Source organism: Devosia riboflavina, assembly GCF_000743575.1.
Classification (GTDB): domain Bacteria; phylum Pseudomonadota; class Alphaproteobacteria; order Rhizobiales; family Devosiaceae; genus Devosia; species Devosia riboflavina.
The window spans coordinates 163330-183969 of record NZ_JQGC01000009.1 but is presented as its reverse complement, the minus strand read 5'-3'; the positions used below and the strand labels follow the sequence as shown (position 1 = coordinate 183969).

The following is a 20640-nucleotide window of genomic DNA, read 5'->3' as shown; positions in this document are numbered from 1 at the left end:
AGACCGGTCCGATCTCGGGACAAGTGGAGACGGTTTTGCCCATACCGGCCCGACTTTGTTGTTTCATTGCCCGTCACGCAATTCTCGGGGCACTGGCTTTCTCGCCTCCATCGGCCCGACCGGTTATGCTGGCGCATCCTGCCTTTGCCTCGACCCCTCCCGGTCGCCAGAAATAGAAGTATCCATGTCCAAGCTCACTCTCATCAGCTTCCCCACCTGCCCCTATGTGCAGCGTGCTGTCATCGCGCTTAAGGAAAAGGGCGTCCCCTTCGACGTCGTCTATATCGACCTCGCCAACAAGCCCGACTGGTTCCTGGCCATCTCGCCGCTTGGCAAGGTGCCGGTCCTGAAGGTCGAGCGCGACGGCCACGAGCCGGCCATCGTCTTCGAAAGCGCCGTCATCCTCGAATATCTCGAGGATACCATCACCGAAAAGCGGCTCCATCCGAGCGACGCGCTTGAACGTGCGCAGCACCGCTCCTGGATAGAATTCGGCTCGCAGGTCTTGGGCGATCTCTGGCGCGTGAGCGCCGCCAAGGATCAGGGCGAACTCGACAGCGCCAGCCAGGCCCTGGCGGTAAAATTCCGCCGCCTTGAAGATACTATTGCCGGCCCATTCTTTGCCGGCAGCCAGTTCAGCCTGGTGGATGCCGTTTTTGCCCCGGCCTTCCGCCAGCTCGATGCGCTCGAAACCATTGTGACGACAGGCCTCACCGCCGATCTGCCCAAGGTCGACGCCTGGCGGAAAAGCCTTGCCGCTCGCCCGAGCGTCCGGGAAGCAGCGCCTGCCGATTTCGTCGAACTCTATTTGCACCGCTTGCGAAACAACGACGCCCATGTTCTGAAGACCGCAGCATAGGCGAGGCCGAAAGACTGGTTCAGATGACGCAATATTGGCTGCTGCTCGACATCGGCAATACCCACACCGTGGCGGGCCTGTTCAGCGAAGTTGGCAAAGTGGTGGCCGAGGTCCGCTTCCGCACCGACCCGCTGGCCACAGCCGACGAATATCGCGTCCATCTCAACCAGCTCTTTGCCGAGCATCTTGAAGACAGCATCTGGGAAGTCGCAGAGCGTGCGATCCTCTCGACGGTCGTACCGGTTCTCGAAAAGACCGTGCGGGGCGCCTGTGCCAGTGGCAGGCGCCCCATCGAGGTGATTTCGATCTCTTCAAAGCTCAAGCGCGATTTCGAGCTCGACCTGCCTTTCCCCGACCAGCTCGGCGCCGACCGCCTTGCCAATGTCGCCGGCGCCCTGACCATTGCCGAGCCGCCTTTCCTCCTGGTCGATGCCGGCACGGCCACCACCTTCTGTCTCGTTGACGCGCGCCCGGCCTATATTGGCGGTGCCATCGTGCCGGGGCTCGATACCAGTTGGCGGGCCCTCCAGAGCCGAGCGGCAAAGCTCTTCTCAGTCGAACTGATCCGGCCGCAAAGCGCCGTCGGCAACACAACCGAAACGCAGATTCAGAGCGGTGTGCTGCAGGGCTACGAGGCCCTTATCGAAGGTCTCGCCGATCGCCTCCTCCGCGATTCCGGCCTCGAAGGTGCCAAGCTCATCGCCACGGGCGGCTGCACCCGCCTCATCACCCTCTCGCCTCGCTTCGATATCCAGCCCGACCTGACGCTTCTGGGCCTCTTCCGCTATGGGTTGCTCAATGGCTAGCAATATCCTGATCGGCATCACCGGCAGCATCGCTGCCTACAAGATGGCCGATGTCGTCTCGCAATTGACCAAGCAAGGTCATCGCGTCCGCTGCATCCTCACCGAAAGCGCCACCCAGTTCGTCACCCCGCTGGTGCTCGAAACCCTGAGCGGCAATCCCGTCCGCTCCGCCATTTTCGGCGCCGACATCTCCGGCACCGAGCACATCGACCTCGCGCGCTGGGCCGACCTTTTCGTCGTCGCCCCAGCCAGCGCCAATACGCTCGCCAAGCTCGCTCTGGGCCTGGCCGACGATCTCCTCACCACCGTCGCGCTGGCGACTGAAGCGCCACTGCTCATCGCCCCGGCCATGAACACGGTGATGTGGAACAAACCCGTCACCCAGTCCCACCTGCGCAGCCTCGCCGATGCCGGCGCGCGCTTCGTCGATCCCGCCTCCGGCATTCTGGCCTGTGGCGAAGTGGGTGTCGGCAAATTGGCCAGCGTCGACAGCATCGTACAAGCGATCAACACGCAGTTGACCGAAAGCACCACTCAGGACTTGGTCGACGTCCACGTCCTCATCACCTCTGGCCCGACCACCACGCCGATCGATGCGGTACGCTACATCACCAATCATTCGACCGGTCGCATGGGCGCAGCCATGGCCGAGGCAGCGCTGCGCCGCGGCGCCCGCGTCAGCATGGTGCTCGGCATCGACAAGGGCGTCATTCGCCCGGTCGCATCGGCCGACGCCAGTTCGCGGCTCTCCGTGGTAGAAGTCCGCACCGCCGAGGAAATGGCCGCCGCCGCCCTCAAAATCCTGCCCGAAGCCAATGGCGTCATCGCCACGGCCGCCGTCATGGATTATCGCGTGGCCGAGCCCTCGGCCAAAAAGCTCAAGCGCGCCAACGCAGCCACCACGCTCGACCTCGTCCCATCCGTCGACGTGCTCGGTTCGCTCCGTGAGGCAGCCAGCGACCAGTGGTTCCTCGGCTTTGCCGCCGAAACCGACGATGTCGTCGAAAACGGCCAGCTCAAGCTCGATCGCAAGGGCCTCGATTTCCTCTTTGCCAATCCCGTGGCCCGGATCGGCGAAACCAGCGCGACCGGTTTTCAGGTCGGCACCAATGGCGGCACGCTCCTCGCCCGCGACGCCGCCCCGCGCGACTTTGCGGTGATGAGCAAAGCCGCGTTGGCCGAAGCCATCTGGGACGTGGTTGCCGAAACCAGATTGGCGTCAAACCAGAGCCGATAGCTTCGCGTCCGGCAATTGGCGCAGCCGGGCGCTGTCCTGACTCGGGGGCGTGCCGAACTGGCGGCGATATTCGCGGCTGAATTGGGCGGGGCTGTCATAGCCGACGCTATAGCCGACGCCGGTCACGTCATGGCGCCCGGACGCCAGCTTCAAGCGGGCCTCCTGCAACCTGATTTGTTTTTGGAACTGGATCGGGCTCATGGCGGTAACGGCCTGAAAATGGCGGTAAAAGGCGGAGGCACTCATGCCCGAGATTTCAGCGACATCCTCCACGCGGAAGGGCCGCGCATAGTGCTCGCGGATCCAGCTAACCGCTCTCGCAATGTGGCTGAGATTGCTGTCTGCGAGGCCAAGATGGCGCACCGCCGCCCCCTGTTCGCCCACGATCAGCCACCACAGGATTTCCTGTTTGATGAGCGGCGCGAGCACTGGCAGGTCGCGTGGAGAATCGAGCAAGCGCAATAGTCGAACGACGGCCTCGACCAGTTGTTGCGGTGCATCGCTGACAGCCATCGCCGAAGGGGCTGCGCCGCGAGCGCCCCGCGCCATCGAAGCGCCTGATCGCAACAGCAGGTCGGCAATGCTGGGTGGATGCAATATCAGGCCAAAACCCAGCGCCGGTTCCGCGCTGCTGGCCCCGACGAATTGGCCCGATACGGGCATGTCGAGCGAAGAAACAAGAAACTGACCCGCGCCATATTCATAGACGCGGTCCCCCAAAGCCAGGCGTTTCACCCCCTGGGCGATCAGCGCCATGACCGACCCGGACATGGAATGTTCCGGCGCCGAGATATCGTGCCTCGCGACCATGACACCATCGATAGGGGTAGTCCCATCTTCTCGCGCATGGCGCTCGATCAGGTCGCGCAGTTCGTCGATCAGCATGGCACGACCTCGGCTTTCTCAATGTCAGAGCGATAATCCCGCCGTTCACCCCGTGCAACAATTCTCTCTCTAGTGGGAGAATTGTGCAAGTATTGAAGAGTCCTCGACTAACGCTGCGACCGGGTCTGGTGGTTGATTGGGATCACCGGCAGCCAGTGCTGCTGCAACCCCAAAGGACCCTCCAATGACCATCAATCACGGTTTTCACGCCACCATCCCCGCTCAGCCCGGCAAGGGCGACGCCCTTGTCGCTCTGCTGCTCGAAGCACCAGCCCTCCACCACGACGATTGCCTGGTTTTTCTCGTCGCCCGGTCGGCAAGCAATCCTGATCTGGTCTTTGTGACCGAAGGCTGGACCAGCCGTGAGGCACATGGCCGCTTTTTCGAAAGCGACATCGCCCGGACCTATACCGCCCGCTTCGCCCCACTCGTGGGCGGTGAATCGACCTATGTCGATGCCGTGCCGGTCGGCGGCAAGGCCCCCCTCGGCTAACACCCTCGGGCCCAAAGAAACCCAGACATCGCCGCGCCTTTTTCGCGCTCAACCACGCAAGGAAAAACCATGTCTCTCCCACGTCCCGCTCTCGACCCCGACCTCGCTGCCCGGCTCGCCGGCATGCCGCTGGGCGTTATGCTCGATGCCGAAATCCTGATGCAGATGCGGCAATATAGGACCCCCGTCGAAACCTATCTCGAAGGCCGCTCGCTCGATCATCGCGAGGTCGAGGTCGAAACCACGGATGGCTTTGCCATGCCCCTGTCCATCTTCCGCCAGGCCGGGGCCAATACCGATGCCGCGCCCTGCATCTATTGGGTGCATGGCGGCGGCATGGTGATGGGCGATCGCTTCGCTAATCTCGATATTCCGCTCGAATGGCTCAAGCGCTTCGGCGCCGTCGTCGTCACGGTGGACTACCGCCTGGCTCCCGAGGTCTCCGGCAGCACCCTCGTCGAGGATTGCTATCGGGGGCTGACCTGGGTCGCGGCCCATGCTGCTGGCCTCGGGATCGATCCGGCCCGCATCATCGTGGCCGGAGCCAGCGCCGGCGGCGGGCTCGCTGCAGGTATGGTCCTCATGGCCCGCGATCTCGACGGTCCCACCATTGCCGCGCAAATCCTCATCTGCCCGATGCTGGACCACCGGAACGACACCACATCCAGCCGCCAATATGCTGGCGATCCCGGCGTCTGGACGCAGGAAAAGAACGCCTTCGGCTGGAAATCGGTCCTCGGCGGCGCCGGCGAAGCCGAAGTGTCGCCCTATATTTCTCCTGCGCGCGCAAGCGATCTTTCGGGCCTCCCGACCGCCTATATCGACGCGGGTACGGCGGAAGTCTTTCGCGACGAAAACGCCGACTATGCGAGCCGCATCTGGGCGGCGGGCGGCCAGGCCGAACTGCATATCTGGGCCGGCGGCTTCCACGGCTTCGACGCAATGTTCCCCGACGCCCCCCTCTCCACCGCCGCCCGCCAGGCCCGCACGGCATGGCTCGGCCGCTTCCTCAACGCCGCTGCCTGATCGGCTGCATCCCACTCACCGCACACAAAGGACCATCATCATGAACACCATTCTCATCACCGGCACGTCCTCGGGCTACGGCCTCGAAACGGCCCGCCACTTTCATGGCCAGGGCTGGAAGGTCATCGCCGCCATGCGCCGGCCGCAGCCCGAACTCTTGCCGGCAGACGACCGCATCCGTGTCCTGCCCCTCGATGTCACCGACAGCGACAGCATCGCGGCCGGCCTCCATGCCGCCGGGCCGATCGATGTTCTGGTCAATAATGCCGGCATCGGCATGGTCGGCGCCTTCGAGGCCTCGCCGCTGAACCATGTCCGAAAACTCTTCGAAACCAATACAATTGGCACCATGGCCATGGTGCAGGCGGCTCTCGCCGGCATGCGTGAAAATGGTGGCGGGACGATCATCAACGTCACCTCCAGCGTCACCCTGGCGCCATCGCCCTTCGCTGCCGCCTATACGGCGACCAAAATGGCCATCGAAGGCTTTTCGGGCTCACTGGCGGAAGAACTTCGCAGCTTCAATGTCCGCGTCAAACTGGTGGAGCCGGGCTATGCGCCGACCACCCGCTTTGCCGCCAATACCGAGTTGCCGATCTCGGACCTGATCCCCCCGGCCTATGCCGAAGTTGCCGGCCCCATCTTTGCGGCCTTTGCCAAGCCAGCCATGACCACCAGCGAAAGCGACGTGGCCGAGGCGATCTGGCGCGCTGCTACAGATGGCACCGAACAATTGCGCTACCCCGCCGGTCCCGATGCAGTAGCGCTATGGGAGGCGGGGCGATGACGACGGTCCAGATCGTCCGGGCCACCCTGCGCTGGCATGTCCGCAAAGGCCGCCGCATATTTGACCTCCTGGCGGCGCGGCTGGCAGCCGCGTCCCTTGCGCCGTCAAGCTCGCGGCGCTCCGGCGTTCGCTGGGGTTAGAAGCGACCCCATTGCAACAATCGCGATCTGGAAGCGGCCCTCTCGGGTCGCTTCCAGATTTCGTATTTAGAGGCTGAGTTCGACCGAGCGGTTGGCGGCCCGGGCAAAGCCGGTCAGCGAAACCTTGAGGTCAACCGGTTCGCCGCCACCAGCGCCGAGTGCGGTGATGACGAGTTCCGTGCCGGCGCGTAGCGTGCTGACCTGGCTGGCGTCGAACGTGACGGGCACGAGGCAGCCCGTGGCGATGCAGGTGACAAAGGCCCAATTGCCACCCAGAGTTGTTCCATCGACCTTGAGGGTTGCGCCATCGGCAAGGCGAAGCCCGAAAGGCAGCAGCAACATGCCTTCGGCCTTGTCCACAGCGGGCGTCGCGAGCTCGATCGACAGCACCGGCTGACCACTCTGGCTATCGGCCAAGGTCTGCGACATGACGCAGAGTTTTGCGGCCTGTTCCACGCGGCAGGAAACTGTCCAGTCGCCATGTTCTTCATTGAGCGATTGCGCGCCGCCGGGCAGGGCGGCACTCGGCGCTGCCTCCTGGGCAGCGGCCGGCGTCAGCATAAGGCCGAGCGCAAGGAGGGCGGGGAAGAGGGAATTACGCATTGGCAGTCTTCTCGATAGGGAGGGGTTTTCTGGGGGCGGCGCGGTCCGGCGGTCCGGGCAAGCGAAACAGGGCGTCGCCGATAGTCTTGCGGTCCGAGCCGAATTCAGCCTCGTCCGACGGCAGCAGAATGGCCGTGTCATCGACGCCGAGTTGGGCCAACTGGAAAGGCGTGCCGTGGCCGAATTCCATGTGACCGCGGCCGATAATGCCGACGATCTGGCCGGCAATGCCAGCATCGAGCGCCTTGGCAATATTGCAGGCAAAGGCCCGGTCCCAGGTCTGCTGGGCGCGGACAAAGCGATCAAAGCCCGGATCGGCGGCACCGGTGATGGGGCGGTCGGAACGGCCGCCGCCGGTGATGTCGAAGAGATATTGGCGATGGGCGAGGCTGGCCGGCACGGCGGGCGTCAGGCCATCGCGTTCGTCTTCTGGAATGGCGTCCCAGCCCTCCTTGCCGACACGGGTGACCAGTGGTCGCTCGCAATTAAGCGCCAGCATGGGCAGGCGAAACTGTCGGCAGAACTGGAAGAGCGGCAGATAGAGCTCGGGATCGAACCGCCAGACGGTGTCCCATTCGGCCGCTTCCAGAAAATCGGTGACGCTCAGTTCACCGGCCACCCAGCGGTCGAGAACGGGTTGGCAGCGGCGCGGAAACATCTCAAAGCCGAGGGCGATGTCGCTGCGTTGGGTCAAAAGCCCGGCACAGACATGCAATTGCCAGCGGTGGATGTCGAAACGGTCGTGGGTTTCCCCGAGGAGTACGACGCGGCGATGTGCCATGCGCGCCAGCACCGCCCCATGGGTCAAGGCCGCCCCAGAGGCGCCGTCCAGCCATTGGCCCGGCTCGTGCGGAACGGCGGTCATGCCACAGCCGCCTTTTCCCCCTGCGCCAGCCACAAACCCGTCGGCTTGCCATCGGCATCGAGGGCCGCGCCATCGTTCCATCCGGCCACCGTGCCGCCCAGCAGATGCAGGTGAAAATCGGGCCGCATGACATTGATGAAGCCCATGGCCGGTTTGACGCTTTCGATGACGCCGGTCCATTCCTGCTCGAAGCCCCGGCGCCAAAGGCCAATGGTCACCGTTGTGCCCGCCTCAAGCGCCGCCTGCAATGTGGCCGCGCCGGGATCGTCGAGCACTGCCTCCTCGCGCTTGGCGCGCGGCTCCTTCGGCTCCTCGGGCAAAACCTCGCCGGGGCCGAATTCGGCCAGTGCCGCATCGAAAGGCTCAAGGCCGGCAAAGCCGACGACGCTGAATAGAACCTCTTCGCCGCGGCGGAAATCGATGCGCGGATAGACCTTTTCCTGCATCACCGAGGTGCGGTCGATAATGACGGAGGTAATCAGGGTCGGGTCGATGCGGCTATTGTGAGCCGCCCCGCCACAGACAAGCCAGCCATCCTCGATGCTGACTGTCTCGACGGTGCCGATACGTTCATGCGTAGCGCCGTTCCGCTTGGCGGTGATCATCAGATCGCCCATGGCAGGGAGCTTGCGGATGACCGAAGCGGGTGGAACGGGCAGGATTTCGCGGCGATTGGTGGTCATGCTGGCACAGTGTCTGGCAGTTGAGGAAGAACGGAAGGAGTGGAAACCACGGCCGGGCCGAGATCCACGACGCGGACCTCGCCAAGCCCCTGCGGCTGGCGATGGGCGACGATGATGAAGGTGGTCTCCGGCAATTCGCGACGCAGCAAGGCAAAGAGCTCTGCCTCTGCTGCCGGGTCCAGCGCCGAAGCCGGCTCGTCGAGGAGAGCCCATTGCGGCTGCAACAGGAGAAGGCGGGCGAGCGCCAGTCTTTGCTGTTCGCCACCGGAAAGGCCGTGGCCGGTGCGCGTGTCCGAGCGACCGAATTCCACTCCGGCAATATGGCCGAGACCGACTTTTTCGAGCGTGGCATCGAGGGTTTCCGCCGAATAGTCGCCGGCGGCGCGCGGATAGGCGAGGGCGTCGCGCACTGTGCCGATGGGAAAATAGGGGCGCTGCGGCAGGAAGGCCATGCTCGCCTCGGGCGAAGATATGGTGCCCGCTCCATGCGGCCAGAGACCGGCCAGGGCCTTCATCAGCGTCGTCTTGCCCAGGCCTGAAGCGCCGCGCAGCCACACGGCCTCGCCCTCTTCGATATCCAGCACAGGCACGTCGAGTAGGGGCCGCGCTTCAGGCGTATTCACCCGGACATCGCGCAGGGATAGGACTGGGCCCGGGGCGGTCTCATGCTCGATACCGCGCCCGGTCGCACCTGCCGCCTTGGCCGCTTCGAGGAAATTGTCGAGGCGCGACGAAGCGGCAACAAGGTCGGCAAGGTCGCGATAGGAAAAGATGAACCAGGACAGGCTGGTGACGACGCTGGAAAAGGCGGTGCTGAGTTGCATCAAGCCACCGAAGGCGACGTGGCCCGCGAGATAGCCGGGCAGGGCAACAAAGAGCGGAATGCGCAGCACCGAATGATTGAATGGATAGGTGAAGCAGCCAAGGATCAGCTCGCGGTTCACCAATTTCTTCCAGTTGCTGACAATGGCACTAAAACGCGTATCGAAGATGCCGCGCTCGGCGTGTTCGCCATTGCTCATCGCCACTTCGTCATAGCTCGAACGCAGCCGCGCCAGCGCGAAACGGAAATTGGCCTCGCGCCGCTGCTGCTCCACCACGAGGCCCTTGAGCGGATAGCCGAGGGCGTGCGTAAGCAGGCTCGCCAGCGCTACATAGATGAAGGCGGCCCAGATCATATAGTTCGGAATCTCGATATTGATGCCGATGGGCGCGAGCGAGAGCGGAAAATTGGTGAGGCTCCAGAGGAGCGCGATATAGGAGAAGAGTCCGACAATGCGGCTGATCATATCGAGCACTTCGCCGAGGAGCGCAGTGATGAAAATCCGGCAATCGTCGGCGATGCGCTGGTCGGGATTGTCGACGGCATAGCCTTTCGGGCCTCCTGACGTGTCGCCCCAATGCGCGAATGTGGCATTGGCCATATGCCAATAGGCCTTGTTGGAAAGCCAGATATCGAGCGCGCCCGCGGTCAGGCGACCGCGCCAGAGCATTTCGAGGCGCTTCCTCATCAATTGGCCAATGAGATGCCGGGCCGAATTGCCCGCCACGATCATCCCGAAAATCCCGACCTGCCGAACCGCCTCGGCGCCATCCATGGCTTCGAGCGCGCCATAAAAGGCGCCGGTCCAACTGACGATCAGAATAGTGGCATAGACCCCGCCCAGGTCGAGCGCGACGATGAGGGCAAAGAGCGCAATGCTCCATTTCCCGCCTAGCCCGGCAAGGCAAAGCTGCATGAGGCGCCAGAACTGGGCGAAAATTCGTGACATCGTCTGCTCCGAGAGAAGGTGGGACGCCCTTGGGCGTCCCTTTCGAGTGCCTTAGAAGCGCACCGTGGTGCCGACCTTGAACGTCCGTCCGGGCCCGACCTGTCCTTCGAGCGGATTGACGCCGGCGACGTCCGAGCCTGCGGTGTTCGCGTAACCGGTCAGCGTGTTCGGGAAGTAGCGGGTATCGAAGATGTTCTGGACGCCGAAATTGACTTCCACATTTTCGGTCGGCTTCCAGGTGACATAGCCATCGAGGAGGGCATAGCCGCCCGGCTTGAAGGCATTCGGGTCCGAGCGTTCGGTCGGTCCGGCGGCGAGCGTGCCGATAAGCTCGAGTTCGAGCCCATGTTCGGGAATTTCGTAGCGCAGGCCCAGAACCGCGGTCAGCGGTACCGCACCGTCGAAGGGCGTCGTCGCGGCGCCGGCACTGACACGCTGGGTACCGCGCTGCCAGGTCAGGTTGGCGCTGGCGAAGATGTTTTCGTAGAATTCATATTCCGCGCCAATTTCGATGCCATAGAGGTCAACGGCTTCGACATTGTCCGACCAGATATGGGACCAAACGCCCGTTGCCGGATTGAGTACAGCGGTCGGGGTCGGCTGGAAGCCGCGAATGAAGTTGCTGTACTGGGAATAGAAGCCGGACACCGAGAACCAGCCCTGCTCGAATTCCCCTCGCAACCCGACCTCATAGTTCCTGACCGATTCAGGCTTTAGGTTGAGATTGGGCACGATGGTCGTGTCGTTCAGCGCCATGACAGACGAGCGGCTCGACTGGAAAAGCTGCTGCGCGCTGGGCATCTTGAAGCCCTCGCCATAGGCCGCGTAAACCGAGAACTCATCGGTCAACTGGTATTGCAGCGACAGCTTCTTGATCAGTTCCGTGCTGTTGATCGGCTTGGGGGTGAAGCCGGGCAGGCTTGCATAGCTGCCGTCCGGGACGATGCGGTAATTGGCAAGCCGCAGGCCCGGCGTGATGGTCAGGCGGTCATCGAGCGCCTTGATCTCATCCTGGATGAAGAAGTCGGCGCGAATGGTCTGGGTCTTGGGGAAAGCAAAGCCGGCATTGGGAGTCGGGTTGCCCCAGCCAGTGTCGGAACGCCAGACCTGGTCCTTGCCCTCGTAATTGCTTTGGGTGAAATCCCCATCAAAGCCATAGGTAAGGGTATGGAATGTCGGTCCCGCCTGGAACAGCGACGTCAGTTGCAGATCGGCCTCGAGGAAGGTTTCACCGTAGTCGCGCAGGGCATGGTTCTGCTGGGTGCGGCCGGGATAGGTGCGGTAATTGATCGAATTGGTGACGCGGCGCTGCGGAGAATAGGAGACCTGCCACTTGACGGCATCGAGCCAGCTCGCCCCCACGTTCCACTCGTGCTCGATGGCAAGGCGATAGCGTTCCATGTCGAGTGTGCGTGGGTAGGACGTGCTCGTATACCCGCCAAATGCCGCACTCGAATCCCAGATCTGCTGGATGACTGTGTTGCGGTCGAAATACTCGCCCGTCAGCGTGATCTTGTGGTCTTCGTTTGGCGTTGCCACGACCTTGACGAGAGCATTGTAAGCGCTGGTTTCGGCAGGAAAGAGCGCGTTGCAGCGGAAATTGGCCGGACGAGGACAGCCCCAGATACCCCCATTGGGATCGCCCTTGGTGAGCTTTGCCTCCTGGGACGAAATGTGCCCAAAACTGCCGAGCACCTGCACGGCGCCAAAATCATAGGCCCCGGTGACCTGCTTGCGCCAGGAATTGTCGTAGCTGTCAAAGGCCGTGCGCACTTCCAGCGCCCAGTTCTTGTCCTGGCCTTCGAGCAGGTCCGCGGGATCACGGGTGCGCATGGCGACCGTGCCGCCGAGCGCGTCGGCGCCCCAGAGCACCGAGTTCGGGCCGCGCACGAGTTCGACCGCCTGCAGATTCCAGGTGTCGACGAAGTCGCGGCTGCCGTCGGTGATGCGTTCCTGGATGCGCGAGCCGTCCACCATCATCAGCACGCGATTGCCGCCCATGCCGCGGATGGAAAAGCTGTTGAGCTGGCCCCAGGGATTGGTGATCGAGGTCTGGCGATCGACCGACACACCCGGCTCATAGCGCACGAGGTCTTGCATATCGCGCACGACACGATTTTCGAGATCGTTCTGGGTGACCACGGTGATGGTCTGCGGCACTTCGAGCAGGCGCTTGCTCTGGCGCGTCGCCGAAATGACCAGCCGCTCGAGGAGCGTAATCTGGGTATTTGAAAGGTCTGCCGCGCTGGTCTGGGCCAGCGCGCCGCCTGCAGTTGCAAGGCTGGAAATAAGCGCAGTGGCCAAAAGCAAGGCGTGCGCAGTTATAGCCAGGCGAGCACGCTTGTGCTCTGCCGGCCGAAGTGATCGGCTCATCGGTGCCCCCGAGAATTAGGAAAAGGCGAGGCTGGCTGAGCTGGCGATGACTGGCGGCTGGCTACGCGAATGCAGCCCTAGTTAATATGAATTATAGAGTCAACAAATATATCCAATTCGATCTGTGGGTCGACGCGCCGTGCCTCCGGTAGCCGGCTTTGTGAGTTTACGCCGCGGGCGCCACTTTGTAGGCTGGCTTTATGGCACTCAAACGCATGGACAATGTCGGTATCGTCGTCGCTGATCTTGGCGGGGCGATCGATTTCTTTCTCGAGCTCGGCCTTGAGCTCGAGGGCCGCGCCACGATCGAAGGCGAATGGGCCGGACGGGTCACGGGGCTGGGCGATCAGCATGTCGAGATCGCCATGATGTGCACGCCCGACGGCCACAGCCGGCTCGAACTCTCGCGTTTCCTGAGGCCGGAGGTCATTGCCGATCACCGCAAGGCGCCGGTCAATGCGCTGGGCTATCTCCGCGTCATGTTCGCGGTGGACGATCTCGACGAAACGCTCGCAAGACTGCTCAAGCGCGGCGCCGAGCTCGCGGGCGAAGTCGTCGACTACGAGGGCGTCTATCGGCTTTGCTATATCCGCGGACCCGAAGGCCTTCTCATCGGGCTCGCCCAGGAACTCGGCTGAGCGCGACACGGCGAGACGTGACATCCCGCCGCATCATCTCCGACACTAGGGCGCGGCTTCAGACAGGTTTTTTGCGCGCAAAACCCTGCCGTTCGGGGTAGATCTCGCCAAGCGCAGGCCGGTTTCACGATCAAAGCAATGGATCGCATTCTGCGGCAGGGTCAGCCAGATCGTCGAACCCTCGATATTTTCGTCGCCTGCCGGCAGCACCACGGCGACTTCATGACCGGCGAAATTGCAATAGGCGACGCGCGAACCGCCGAGCTCTTCGACGAGATCGACGGTGGCCGGCAGGCCGGAACCAACCTCGGTCGAGAGAACGATGCTTTCGGGACGAATGCCCACTGTCAGCAATCTGCCCTTGGCGACGTCCGCCTGGGCAATGGCAATGCCATCTGCAACGCCGTCGAGCCGGACAAGACCATCCGCATCGGCTTTCGCCGGCAGCAGGTTCATCGCCGGAGCCCCCATGAAGCCGGCTACGAAGACCGAGGCCGGACGGCGATAAATCTCGGACGGCGAACCGATCTGTTCGACACGGCCGGCATTCATCACGATCAACGTATCGGCCAGTGTCATGGCCTCAACCTGATCGTGGGTCACGAAGATGGACGTTGCCTTGAGGCGCTTGTGCAGTTTCTTGATTTCGATACGCATCTGCACGCGCAGCAGCGCGTCGAGATTGGACAGGGGCTCGTCGAAGAGAAACACATCGGGCTCGCGGACGATGGCGCGGCCCATGGCGACGCGCTGGCGCTGGCCGCCCGAAAGCTGGGCCGGACGACGATCGAGATAATCCGTCAGGTTGAGAATTTTTGCCGCCTGCTCGACGCGGCTATCGCGCTCGCTCTGCGGCAGCTTGGCGATGCGCAGGGGATAGGCAATGTTCTGCCGCACCGTCATATGCGGATAGAGCGCATAATTCTGAAACACCATGGCGCAGCCGCGATCCGACGGCTCGATGTCGTTCATCTCGATGCCGCCGATGCTGATGGTGCCCGAGGTGATGTCCTCAAGCCCAGCGATCATGCGCAGCAGAGTAGATTTGCCGCAGCCCGAGGGGCCCACGATGACGACGAAATGGCCATCGGGAATGGCAATATCGACGCCATGCAGCACCGGCTTGCCGTCATAGGATTTCTTGACGTCGGTGATAGCAAGATCAGCCATCAGATTTCTCCAAGCAGACGGTTGCGCAGGCGGGTGATTGCCGCCTCGTCAAGGCCGATCAGGGCGAGATAGGCGGGGACGGAGCCGAACTCGGCCTCGATGAAGGCGAGGGTCGCGACCATGGTTTCTGGCTCCGAGGCGAGGAGACGCCTAAAACTTTCCGGATCGGCGCCACGGGCGACGGCGCCTTCGGTGATATCGGCAACGATGGGCGCGATCAGGGCGGCGGTCTGGGCGTAGTCGTCGACGATGTCGGAGGCTTCGACGCCGGCGATGCCGAGGAGGAGCGCGGCGATGATGCCGGTGCGGTCCTTGCCGGCGGTGCAGTGGAACAGCACCGTGCCAGTCGGCGCGTCGGCGATGAGGGAAAGCACTTGGGCGATGGCGCCCTGACGCTGGCTGAGGGCGAGCTGATAGAGTTCGAGCAGCAGGTCGCCTTCGGTCATCAGGCTCGGCGCAAGGCCATCGAGCAGCGAGACATTGTGGTAGCGCACGGCGCCATGTGCGGCGAAGGGGTTGGGCTGGTGGGCCAGTTCGTCGGAGTGGCGCAGGTCGATGACGGTGGTGACGCCGGTGTCGACCAGCGTTGCAACGCCGGTTTCATCCAAGCGATGGAGCGCATCGGCGCGCAGCAGGCGGCGGAACTGGGTCGGGCCCGACGCCGTGGCATAGCCGCCGAGATCGCGGACATTATGGGTGCCGGGAATGGGCAGGTGGCGGGTGGTGTGCATCAGCGGATACCGGATTTCATGAAGGATTGGACGACCTGGCGCTGCAGGACGATGTAGATGAGGAGGACCGGAAGGCTGGCCAGCGTGGACGCGGCCATGAGCGGCCCCCACTGGTTGCCTTCGGCGGTCATGAACATCTGGATGCCGATCTGGACGACGGAGTTTTCGGCGGTGCGGCTGAGAAGCAGCGGCCAGAAATATTCGTTCCAGGTCGAGATGAAGATGAGGATGGCGAGCGAGGCGATGGTGCCGCGGAGGTTCGGCACCAGCACTTCCCAGAGAATGCGCCAGTTGCGGGCGCCGTCCATGCGGGCGGCTTCCATGACTTCCTTGGGAAAGCCGCGCATGGCCTGTGCCAGAAGCAAAATCGCGAGGGCAGCGGCCAGGTTGGGGAGGATCAGTGCGATGATGTTGTCGAGGAGACCCATCTGCGCGACGAGCAGGTAGTTGGGGATCATCACCACTTGAAACGGCACGAGCCAGGTAAGGGCGACCGCCGTATAGACCAGCTTGTCGAACGGGAATTTCCAGCGCGCAAAGGCGAAGGCGGCCAGAATGCCCGTAAGAAGCTGGAACACCGTCGAGAGGGCCGAAAAGACCAGCGTGTTGAACAGCATGCGCGCGATCGGGATCGCATCGACGGCCTGGGTGTAGTTGTCCAGCGACATGGTCGTGGGCCAAAGGCTCGTTTCGAACATGGCATTGGCCGGGCGGAAGGAGCTGGCGAGCATCCAGTAGACCGGGAACAGGCAGAAAATCGATAGCAGCACCATCAGCACATGGCCGGCGGCGGTGTTGAGGCCGGAGCGCTCGGAAATGCGGCGGAGCGGGCGCGCCATGGGGCGCGCAAGAGCTTCAGTTGTCATGGAAGGAATACCTGTCGATCAGGCGGAACAGCACGAAGGCCACGACGCCGAAGCCGAGGAAGAGAATGACTGCCGAGGCCGAGCCCCAGCCTACCGACATGGTGGAGAAGCCAAAGTCCCAGAGGAGGTAGTAGATATTGGTGGTCGAGCCGAGCGGGCCGCCGCCGGTCAGGACGTTGATATAGGTAAAGCTCCACTGCGCGCCGAGAAGGATTGTCATGACGACCAGGAACAGCACGGTGGACGAAAGCAGCGGCAGGCGAACGTCGCGGATGACTTCCCACTTGCTCGCGCCGTCCATGCGCGCGGCTTCCACCAGCGAGGGATTGATATTCGCATTCGCCGCCGAAAGGATGAGCGTTGAAAAGCCCATCAGCTTCCAGCCGGTGATGACGATCACGGTCCAGATGGCGATCTTGGGGTCCGAAAGGAATTTGACCGGGTCGAGGCCGATCCCCTTCAGCATCTGATTGGCGAGGCCATAGCCGGGATCGAGCAGCCAGCGCCAGACGGCGGCGGCAACGACGGGGGCAATGATCATCGGCACGAAGATGATGGCGCGATAGATGTTTCGCGATTTTTCCGGCAGGTCGTGGGTGTAGATGGCTATGGCCAGCGGAATGAGCACGGCCAGCGGCAGGAGGCCGACGATATAGACGCCGGTGTTGCGCAGGGCCTGCCAGAATTTCGGTAGCGCGAAAATGCGCGCATAATTCTCCCAGCCGACAAAGGTCTGCGGCGAGGTGGGCAGCATATTCCACTGATAAAAGCTAAGCCGGAGCGCGTCGAACAGCGGCCAGTAGATCCAGACCACGAGAGTGATCAGGGCCGGCGAGAGATAGAGCCAGGGTGCCCAGCGGGACTGGGTCATTCGCCTCAGGCGCGTGGGGCCGGCGGAAGCGAGAGCCATGTGTCGCACTCCAGTTGCAGAAAAAGGGGTTTGGCCCGCCGCTCCGTGTGCTTCAGTCGATGCAGGGACGACATCGACCGGGACGGATGCGGCGGGCCAAGGCGGTTACGGCATCAATGCCTGGGCATTGGCCTGTGCATCGGCCATGGTTGCCGCGACATCGGCGCCGCCGAAGACCGCCATTTCAACTGCGTCCATCAGGGTCTTAGTGATCTGGCGGTAGTTCGGGCCCGGCATCGGATCCCAGGGCTCGAGACGGTCGAGCTGTTCGAGATTTGGGGCGACGAGCGGATGCTCGGCGATCCAGCCGGCGAGGTAGTTCGGATCGGTGACGATGGCCGGACGCAGTGGCAGGTAGCCGATTTCCGAGGTGATGATGGTGTAGCCATGCTCGGAAGTCAGGAACTTCATCAGTTCCCAGGCGGCGCGCTGCTTGAGCGGGTCAGTGGTGTGGATGGTCAGGGCAGAACCGGAATTGTTCGGACGCGTCGGCTTTTCGCCAAAGCGCGGCATGGCGGCCGAGCGCAGCTCGTAATTGCCTTCCGCGCCCTTCACCAGTGAACCCTGCAGGGCGCTGGTCTGGAGATACATGCCGAGGTGACCCGAAGCCATGCCGTCGAGGGCGCCGGCAAAGTCGTAGTTTTCGTAGACGCCGGCATCATAGAGATCGCGCAGCATGGTCACGGCCTCGATGGCTTCCGGCTCGCCGAATTTCAGCGTCGTGCGATCGCGCGAGATGACTTCACCGTTGTTGGAGCGAACGACGCCCTGGAAGAGCCAGTCGGCAGCACCGACACCGGTGATGCCGCCGGCAAAACCTTCGGCATCGGTCTTTTCCTCGATGGCGAGGGCAGCGGCCTTCACTGCTTCCCATGTCGCGGGCGGGGCATCGGGATCGAGGCCCGCAGCGCGGAAGAGGTCGGCATTGTAGAACAGCACCGGGGTCGAGAAGGTATAGGCGAGGCCATAGGTCTTGCCGTTGAGCACGCCAAGCTTGGTACCATTGGGGTGCATGCCCGACATATGCGCGGTGATTTCGTCGGTCGGAGCGATGTCTTCGAGTGCCTGGGCGCCAAAATTGTTCACCGAGAAGTCGAGATCGGAGAACACGGTCTGGACGAGATCGACCGGCAGGCCGGCGGCGAGGTCGGCCTGGATGCGGCTGGCGTCGGCGCTGGAATAGCCGATACCCTCAACGGTGACGTTGGGATTGGCTTCCATGAATTCGTTGATCAGCTTCTGCGTGGCCTCGGCGCCGAGACCGGCCGTAGCGAGGTTGTAGTTATAGAAGGTGATGGTGACCGGCTGGTCGATTGTGGGCGCCATGGTCTGGGCCAGTACCGGCACAGCGGCGGAGAGCGCCAGCAAGCTGGCAAGAATGGTCGTGCGGAACATGGGAGGAGCTTTCTCTCGTTCGCGGGTTATTCGGCCGCAGCCGCGGTGTCGGCTTCGTATTTCTTGAGCATTTCGGCCATGTCCGCGAACCGGAAGCCGTGCAGTTCGCGACGGGTCGCAGCCTGCGGCGCGAAGGTGATGGCAAGGCCGGAGGGACGCAGCGTGCCGATGGCAAAGGCAGCGCCTTCGAGCATGCGCAGACCTTCATGGAGCCAGAGAACGTCGGTGGCAGCGTGCTGGCCGATGCCGACAATGGTCGGGATGCCATACCAGTTGGCGACGCGGTCATAGTGGATGTGGCCGGACAGAATGCCGATGACGTTCTTGCCGGCGACAGCGCCGCGGAGGGCTTCGGTGTCGGCATAGGCGAGCGATTCCCACTCCATCGACGCGTCAGTGGTGTCGAGGGCCGGGGCATGGTGCATGACCAGCAGCTTGGGCAGATCGGCATGGGCAGCGAGTTCGGACTTCAGCCAATCAAGCTGGCCCGGCTCGAAAGCGCCGCCAACCTTGTTGGGAACGCTCGAGTCAAGAACGATGACATGGATGCCGGCGATGACAGCCGAGTGGTCATAGGGCGCATCAAGATTGTCGGTCTGGCCGAGCATGGCCGGATAGAAGCCATCGCGGCGGTCATGATTGCCGAGGGCAAAGAGGATCGGCATTTCGAGGCCGGCTTCGGCGATCAGCGCCTTGAGGTTTTCATAGGAACCTTCGTCGCCGCGATTGGTCAGGTCGCCGCTGGCAACGATGAATTTGGGCTGCGGCACCAGCGTCTTTACATCGGCCAGAATGCGGCGGAGCGTGGTGGTGGTGTCGGAATAGAGGTGGTCATCGGCCACGGCCGGATTGCCGACATGCAAATCGGTGAGATGCACGAAAGTGACGGTTTCGGACACGAGCGTTCTCCTGGCTCTAGCGCATGGCGGGGAGGCGCCAAAAACGCTGTAACTATCTGTTTCGTCAAAGTTTTTGCACAAAAGGCTTGTGCGGCGACGGCTGCAGAGTTACCTTTCCTCCATGACAAGTGAATGAAGGTTCATTCAGAATATGGATGTTGTTCCCGACAAGCGTCAGCGCATTCTGGCAGCGGCCGCCCGGCTGATCGTGCGCAATGGCCTGCAATGCTCGATGGCGGCGATCGCTGAAGAGGCCAGCGTGGCGACCGGCTCGCTCTATAATTATTTCGCGAGCAAGGAAGAACTGGTGCTGGGCGTCTATACGCAGGTGAGCGCGGAGATGACCGAGCGCCTGATGGTGCCGCCCGATCCCTCGCTTAGCGCCCGTGAAGAGGTCGGCCGCTATATCGAGCGCTATATCGACTTCATTTGGGAAGATGCCCAGCGCGCCCGGCTGTTCGACTATCTCGACAACAACCCGCTGATCAGCCTCGACGACGCCAAGACCGTCTTCGGTCCCTTCGTGCTGCACGGCATCGCCATGATCGAAGCGGCGCAGGCCGAAGGCGCGGTGCGGGCAGGCACGCCCACCATGATCACCAGCTTCCTGCGCGGCTCCATCCGCAACACGCTGAAACGCCGCCGTCTCACCGAGACAGTTTTGCCGGCAGCGGACCGGCAACTGGTGGCCGACATGTGCTGGGCTGCGGTTCGCGCGTAGCGGGATCAGGTGCATAGGCGATCCCTGAGCGCCGTGATCTCGATGGCGGTCAGGCCGATCTTTTGCAGATAGGCCTCGATGCCGCCATGGGCGCCGTCGAGGTAGGCCAGAAAAGCCTCCATCGTCTCGGCGTCGCTGGCCAGCATGCGTTCGACAAGGCGGGGATCGGTGCCCGCCGCAAGCGCGCGATTGCGCAGATGGTCGATCAGGCCGCCTGCCGAGGCGGTCAGCGCATAGTCGGCGGCGATGTCCTCATGCGAGACGCCGGATGTCGCGAGCAGCATGGCCGCGACGACGCCAGTACGGTCCTTACCCGCCGTGCAATGAAACAGCACGATCCCCGGCTTGGCCTCGATGACGGCGCGAAAAACTTCGGCAAACCTTGCACCGCAGCGATCCAGCGCCTCGCAATAGCGCTCGGCCATATCGAAAGGTTGTTGCGCCATGGCAATCGGCGACAGCGCATCGAAGAGAACGATGTTGCGATAGGCGACCGAGGGGTGATCGCCAAAGGGGTGGGCGGCAATTCCGGTTTCATGCGGGCCGCGCAGGTCGATGACTAGAGACAGGTTGCCATCGACAAGCTCGGCGCGGCTGTCCTCCGTCAGGGGGTGCAGAGCCTCGCCGCGCAGGATGCGTCGCCACTGTGTGGTGCCGCCAACCCTGCTGGCATAGCCGCCGAGGTCGCGAACATTGTGGGTGTCAGGCAGGGGCCAATGACGGGGCGCTGCCAGGGTCATGGCGGCCTCCATTCTTCTTGTTCTTTTGGAATTTTTCAAAG

General features: G+C 62.9%; 21 protein-coding genes. 8 read left to right on the top strand and 13 right to left on the bottom strand.

Annotated elements, in window-relative coordinates; translation table 11 throughout:
• Positions 1-184 precede the first annotated feature (184 nt).
• From JP75_RS11715 to coaBC, 3 genes are read left to right on the top strand one after another with little or no spacing between them, the layout of a single operon-like run.
• Positions 185-859, top strand: coding sequence for a glutathione S-transferase family protein (locus JP75_RS11715; RefSeq protein ID WP_035082979.1), 675 nt, complete (start codon positions 185-187; stop codon positions 857-859).
• Between the two features lie 23 nt (positions 860-882).
• The gene (locus tag JP75_RS11710; RefSeq protein ID WP_035082977.1) at positions 883-1665 is read left to right on the top strand and encodes a type III pantothenate kinase; all 783 of its coding nucleotides are present in this window, start codon (positions 883-885) and stop codon (positions 1663-1665) included.
• Positions 1658-2902, top strand: a complete 1245-nt coding sequence (coaBC, locus tag JP75_RS11705; RefSeq protein WP_035082974.1) for a bifunctional phosphopantothenoylcysteine decarboxylase/phosphopantothenate--cysteine ligase CoaBC — start codon at positions 1658-1660, stop codon at positions 2900-2902. The genes JP75_RS11710 and coaBC overlap by 8 nt, the downstream gene beginning before the upstream one ends.
• Here the strand turns inward: coaBC and JP75_RS11700 are convergent.
• Positions 2885-3787 (bottom strand): AraC family transcriptional regulator, encoded by a 903-nt coding sequence (locus JP75_RS11700; RefSeq protein WP_035082972.1) that lies wholly within the window; start codon positions 3785-3787, stop codon positions 2885-2887. The genes coaBC and JP75_RS11700 overlap by 18 nt on opposite strands.
• A 184-nt stretch (positions 3788-3971) precedes the next feature.
• On the opposite strand from JP75_RS11700, the gene JP75_RS11695 reads away from it, so the two are divergent.
• The 3 genes from JP75_RS11695 (at position 3972) to JP75_RS11685 (ending at position 6093) form a co-directional block, all read left to right on the top strand.
• Complete coding sequence (locus JP75_RS11695; RefSeq protein ID WP_035082970.1) at positions 3972-4280, top strand: putative quinol monooxygenase; 309 nt, start codon at positions 3972-3974, stop codon at positions 4278-4280.
• Between the two features lie 69 nt (positions 4281-4349).
• Entirely contained in the window at positions 4350-5306 is a 957-nt protein-coding gene (locus JP75_RS11690; RefSeq protein ID WP_035082967.1) for an alpha/beta hydrolase, read from the top strand.
• Between the two features lie 40 nt (positions 5307-5346).
• Entirely contained in the window at positions 5347-6093 is a 747-nt protein-coding gene (locus JP75_RS11685; RefSeq protein ID WP_035082965.1) for an SDR family oxidoreductase, read from the top strand.
• Between the two features lie 206 nt (positions 6094-6299).
• Here JP75_RS11685 and JP75_RS11680 read toward each other — a convergent pair whose 3' ends face one another.
• Genes JP75_RS11680 through JP75_RS11660 form a run of 5 tightly spaced genes read right to left on the bottom strand, consistent with a single transcriptional unit; the run spans position 6300 to position 12529 of the window.
• The gene (locus JP75_RS11680) at positions 6300-6836 is read right to left on the bottom strand and encodes an invasion associated locus B family protein (protein WP_035082963.1); all 537 of its coding nucleotides are present in this window, start codon (positions 6834-6836) and stop codon (positions 6300-6302) included.
• On the bottom strand, positions 6829-7701 hold the full coding sequence (locus JP75_RS11675) for a ChaN family lipoprotein (RefSeq protein WP_035082960.1): 873 nt from the start codon (positions 7699-7701) through the stop codon (positions 6829-6831). The genes JP75_RS11680 and JP75_RS11675 overlap by 8 nt, the downstream gene beginning before the upstream one ends.
• Positions 7698-8384, bottom strand: a complete 687-nt coding sequence (locus JP75_RS11670) for a hypothetical protein (protein ID WP_035082957.1) — start codon at positions 8382-8384, stop codon at positions 7698-7700. Before JP75_RS11670 ends, JP75_RS11675 begins: the two co-directional genes overlap by 4 nt.
• Positions 8381-10156, bottom strand: coding sequence for an ABC transporter ATP-binding protein/permease (locus JP75_RS11665; RefSeq protein ID WP_051960626.1), 1776 nt, complete (start codon positions 10154-10156; stop codon positions 8381-8383). The genes JP75_RS11670 and JP75_RS11665 overlap by 4 nt, the downstream gene beginning before the upstream one ends.
• A 51-nt stretch (positions 10157-10207) precedes the next feature.
• Positions 10208-12529, bottom strand: coding sequence for a TonB-dependent receptor (locus JP75_RS11660; protein WP_084587632.1), 2322 nt, complete (start codon positions 12527-12529; stop codon positions 10208-10210).
• 200 nt (positions 12530-12729) lie between these two features.
• Between JP75_RS11660 and JP75_RS11655 the strand changes: the two genes are divergently transcribed.
• Entirely contained in the window at positions 12730-13167 is a 438-nt protein-coding gene (locus JP75_RS11655; RefSeq protein ID WP_035082954.1) for a VOC family protein, read from the top strand.
• Positions 13168-13212: 45 nt separating this feature from the next.
• Here the strand turns inward: JP75_RS11655 and JP75_RS11650 are convergent, their stop codons facing one another.
• The 6 genes from JP75_RS11650 to JP75_RS11625 form a co-directional block, all read right to left on the bottom strand.
• The gene (locus JP75_RS11650) at positions 13213-14337 is read right to left on the bottom strand and encodes an ABC transporter ATP-binding protein (RefSeq protein ID WP_035082952.1); all 1125 of its coding nucleotides are present in this window, start codon (positions 14335-14337) and stop codon (positions 13213-13215) included.
• Positions 14337-15068, bottom strand: coding sequence for a tyrosine-protein phosphatase (locus JP75_RS11645; protein WP_051960624.1), 732 nt, complete (start codon positions 15066-15068; stop codon positions 14337-14339). Before JP75_RS11645 ends, JP75_RS11650 begins: the two co-directional genes overlap by 1 nt.
• On the bottom strand, positions 15068-15934 hold the full coding sequence (locus JP75_RS11640) for a carbohydrate ABC transporter permease (protein WP_051960623.1): 867 nt from the start codon (positions 15932-15934) through the stop codon (positions 15068-15070). The genes JP75_RS11645 and JP75_RS11640 overlap by 1 nt, the downstream gene beginning before the upstream one ends.
• Positions 15924-16844: a carbohydrate ABC transporter permease gene (locus JP75_RS11635; RefSeq protein WP_035082948.1), complete on the bottom strand. Its 921-nt coding sequence runs from the start codon at positions 16842-16844 to the stop codon at positions 15924-15926. Before JP75_RS11635 ends, JP75_RS11640 begins: the two co-directional genes overlap by 11 nt.
• Before the next feature lie 105 nt (positions 16845-16949).
• A complete protein-coding gene (locus JP75_RS11630; protein ID WP_035082946.1) occupies positions 16950-18239 on the bottom strand; it encodes an ABC transporter substrate-binding protein in 1290 nt (429 codons plus the stop codon).
• Positions 18240-18265: 26 nt separating this feature from the next.
• Positions 18266-19138: a metallophosphoesterase gene (locus JP75_RS11625; protein WP_035082943.1), complete on the bottom strand. Its 873-nt coding sequence runs from the start codon at positions 19136-19138 to the stop codon at positions 18266-18268.
• Between the two features lie 151 nt (positions 19139-19289).
• Between JP75_RS11625 and JP75_RS11620 the strand changes: the two genes are divergently transcribed.
• Entirely contained in the window at positions 19290-19859 is a 570-nt protein-coding gene (locus JP75_RS11620; RefSeq protein ID WP_035082940.1) for a TetR/AcrR family transcriptional regulator, read from the top strand.
• A gap of 5 nt (positions 19860-19864) precedes the next feature.
• On the opposite strand, the gene JP75_RS11615 is transcribed toward JP75_RS11620, so the two are convergent.
• Positions 19865-20599 (bottom strand): tyrosine-protein phosphatase, encoded by a 735-nt coding sequence (locus tag JP75_RS11615; RefSeq protein WP_160194679.1) that lies wholly within the window; start codon positions 20597-20599, stop codon positions 19865-19867.
• Between the last annotated feature and the right edge of the window lie 41 nt (positions 20600-20640).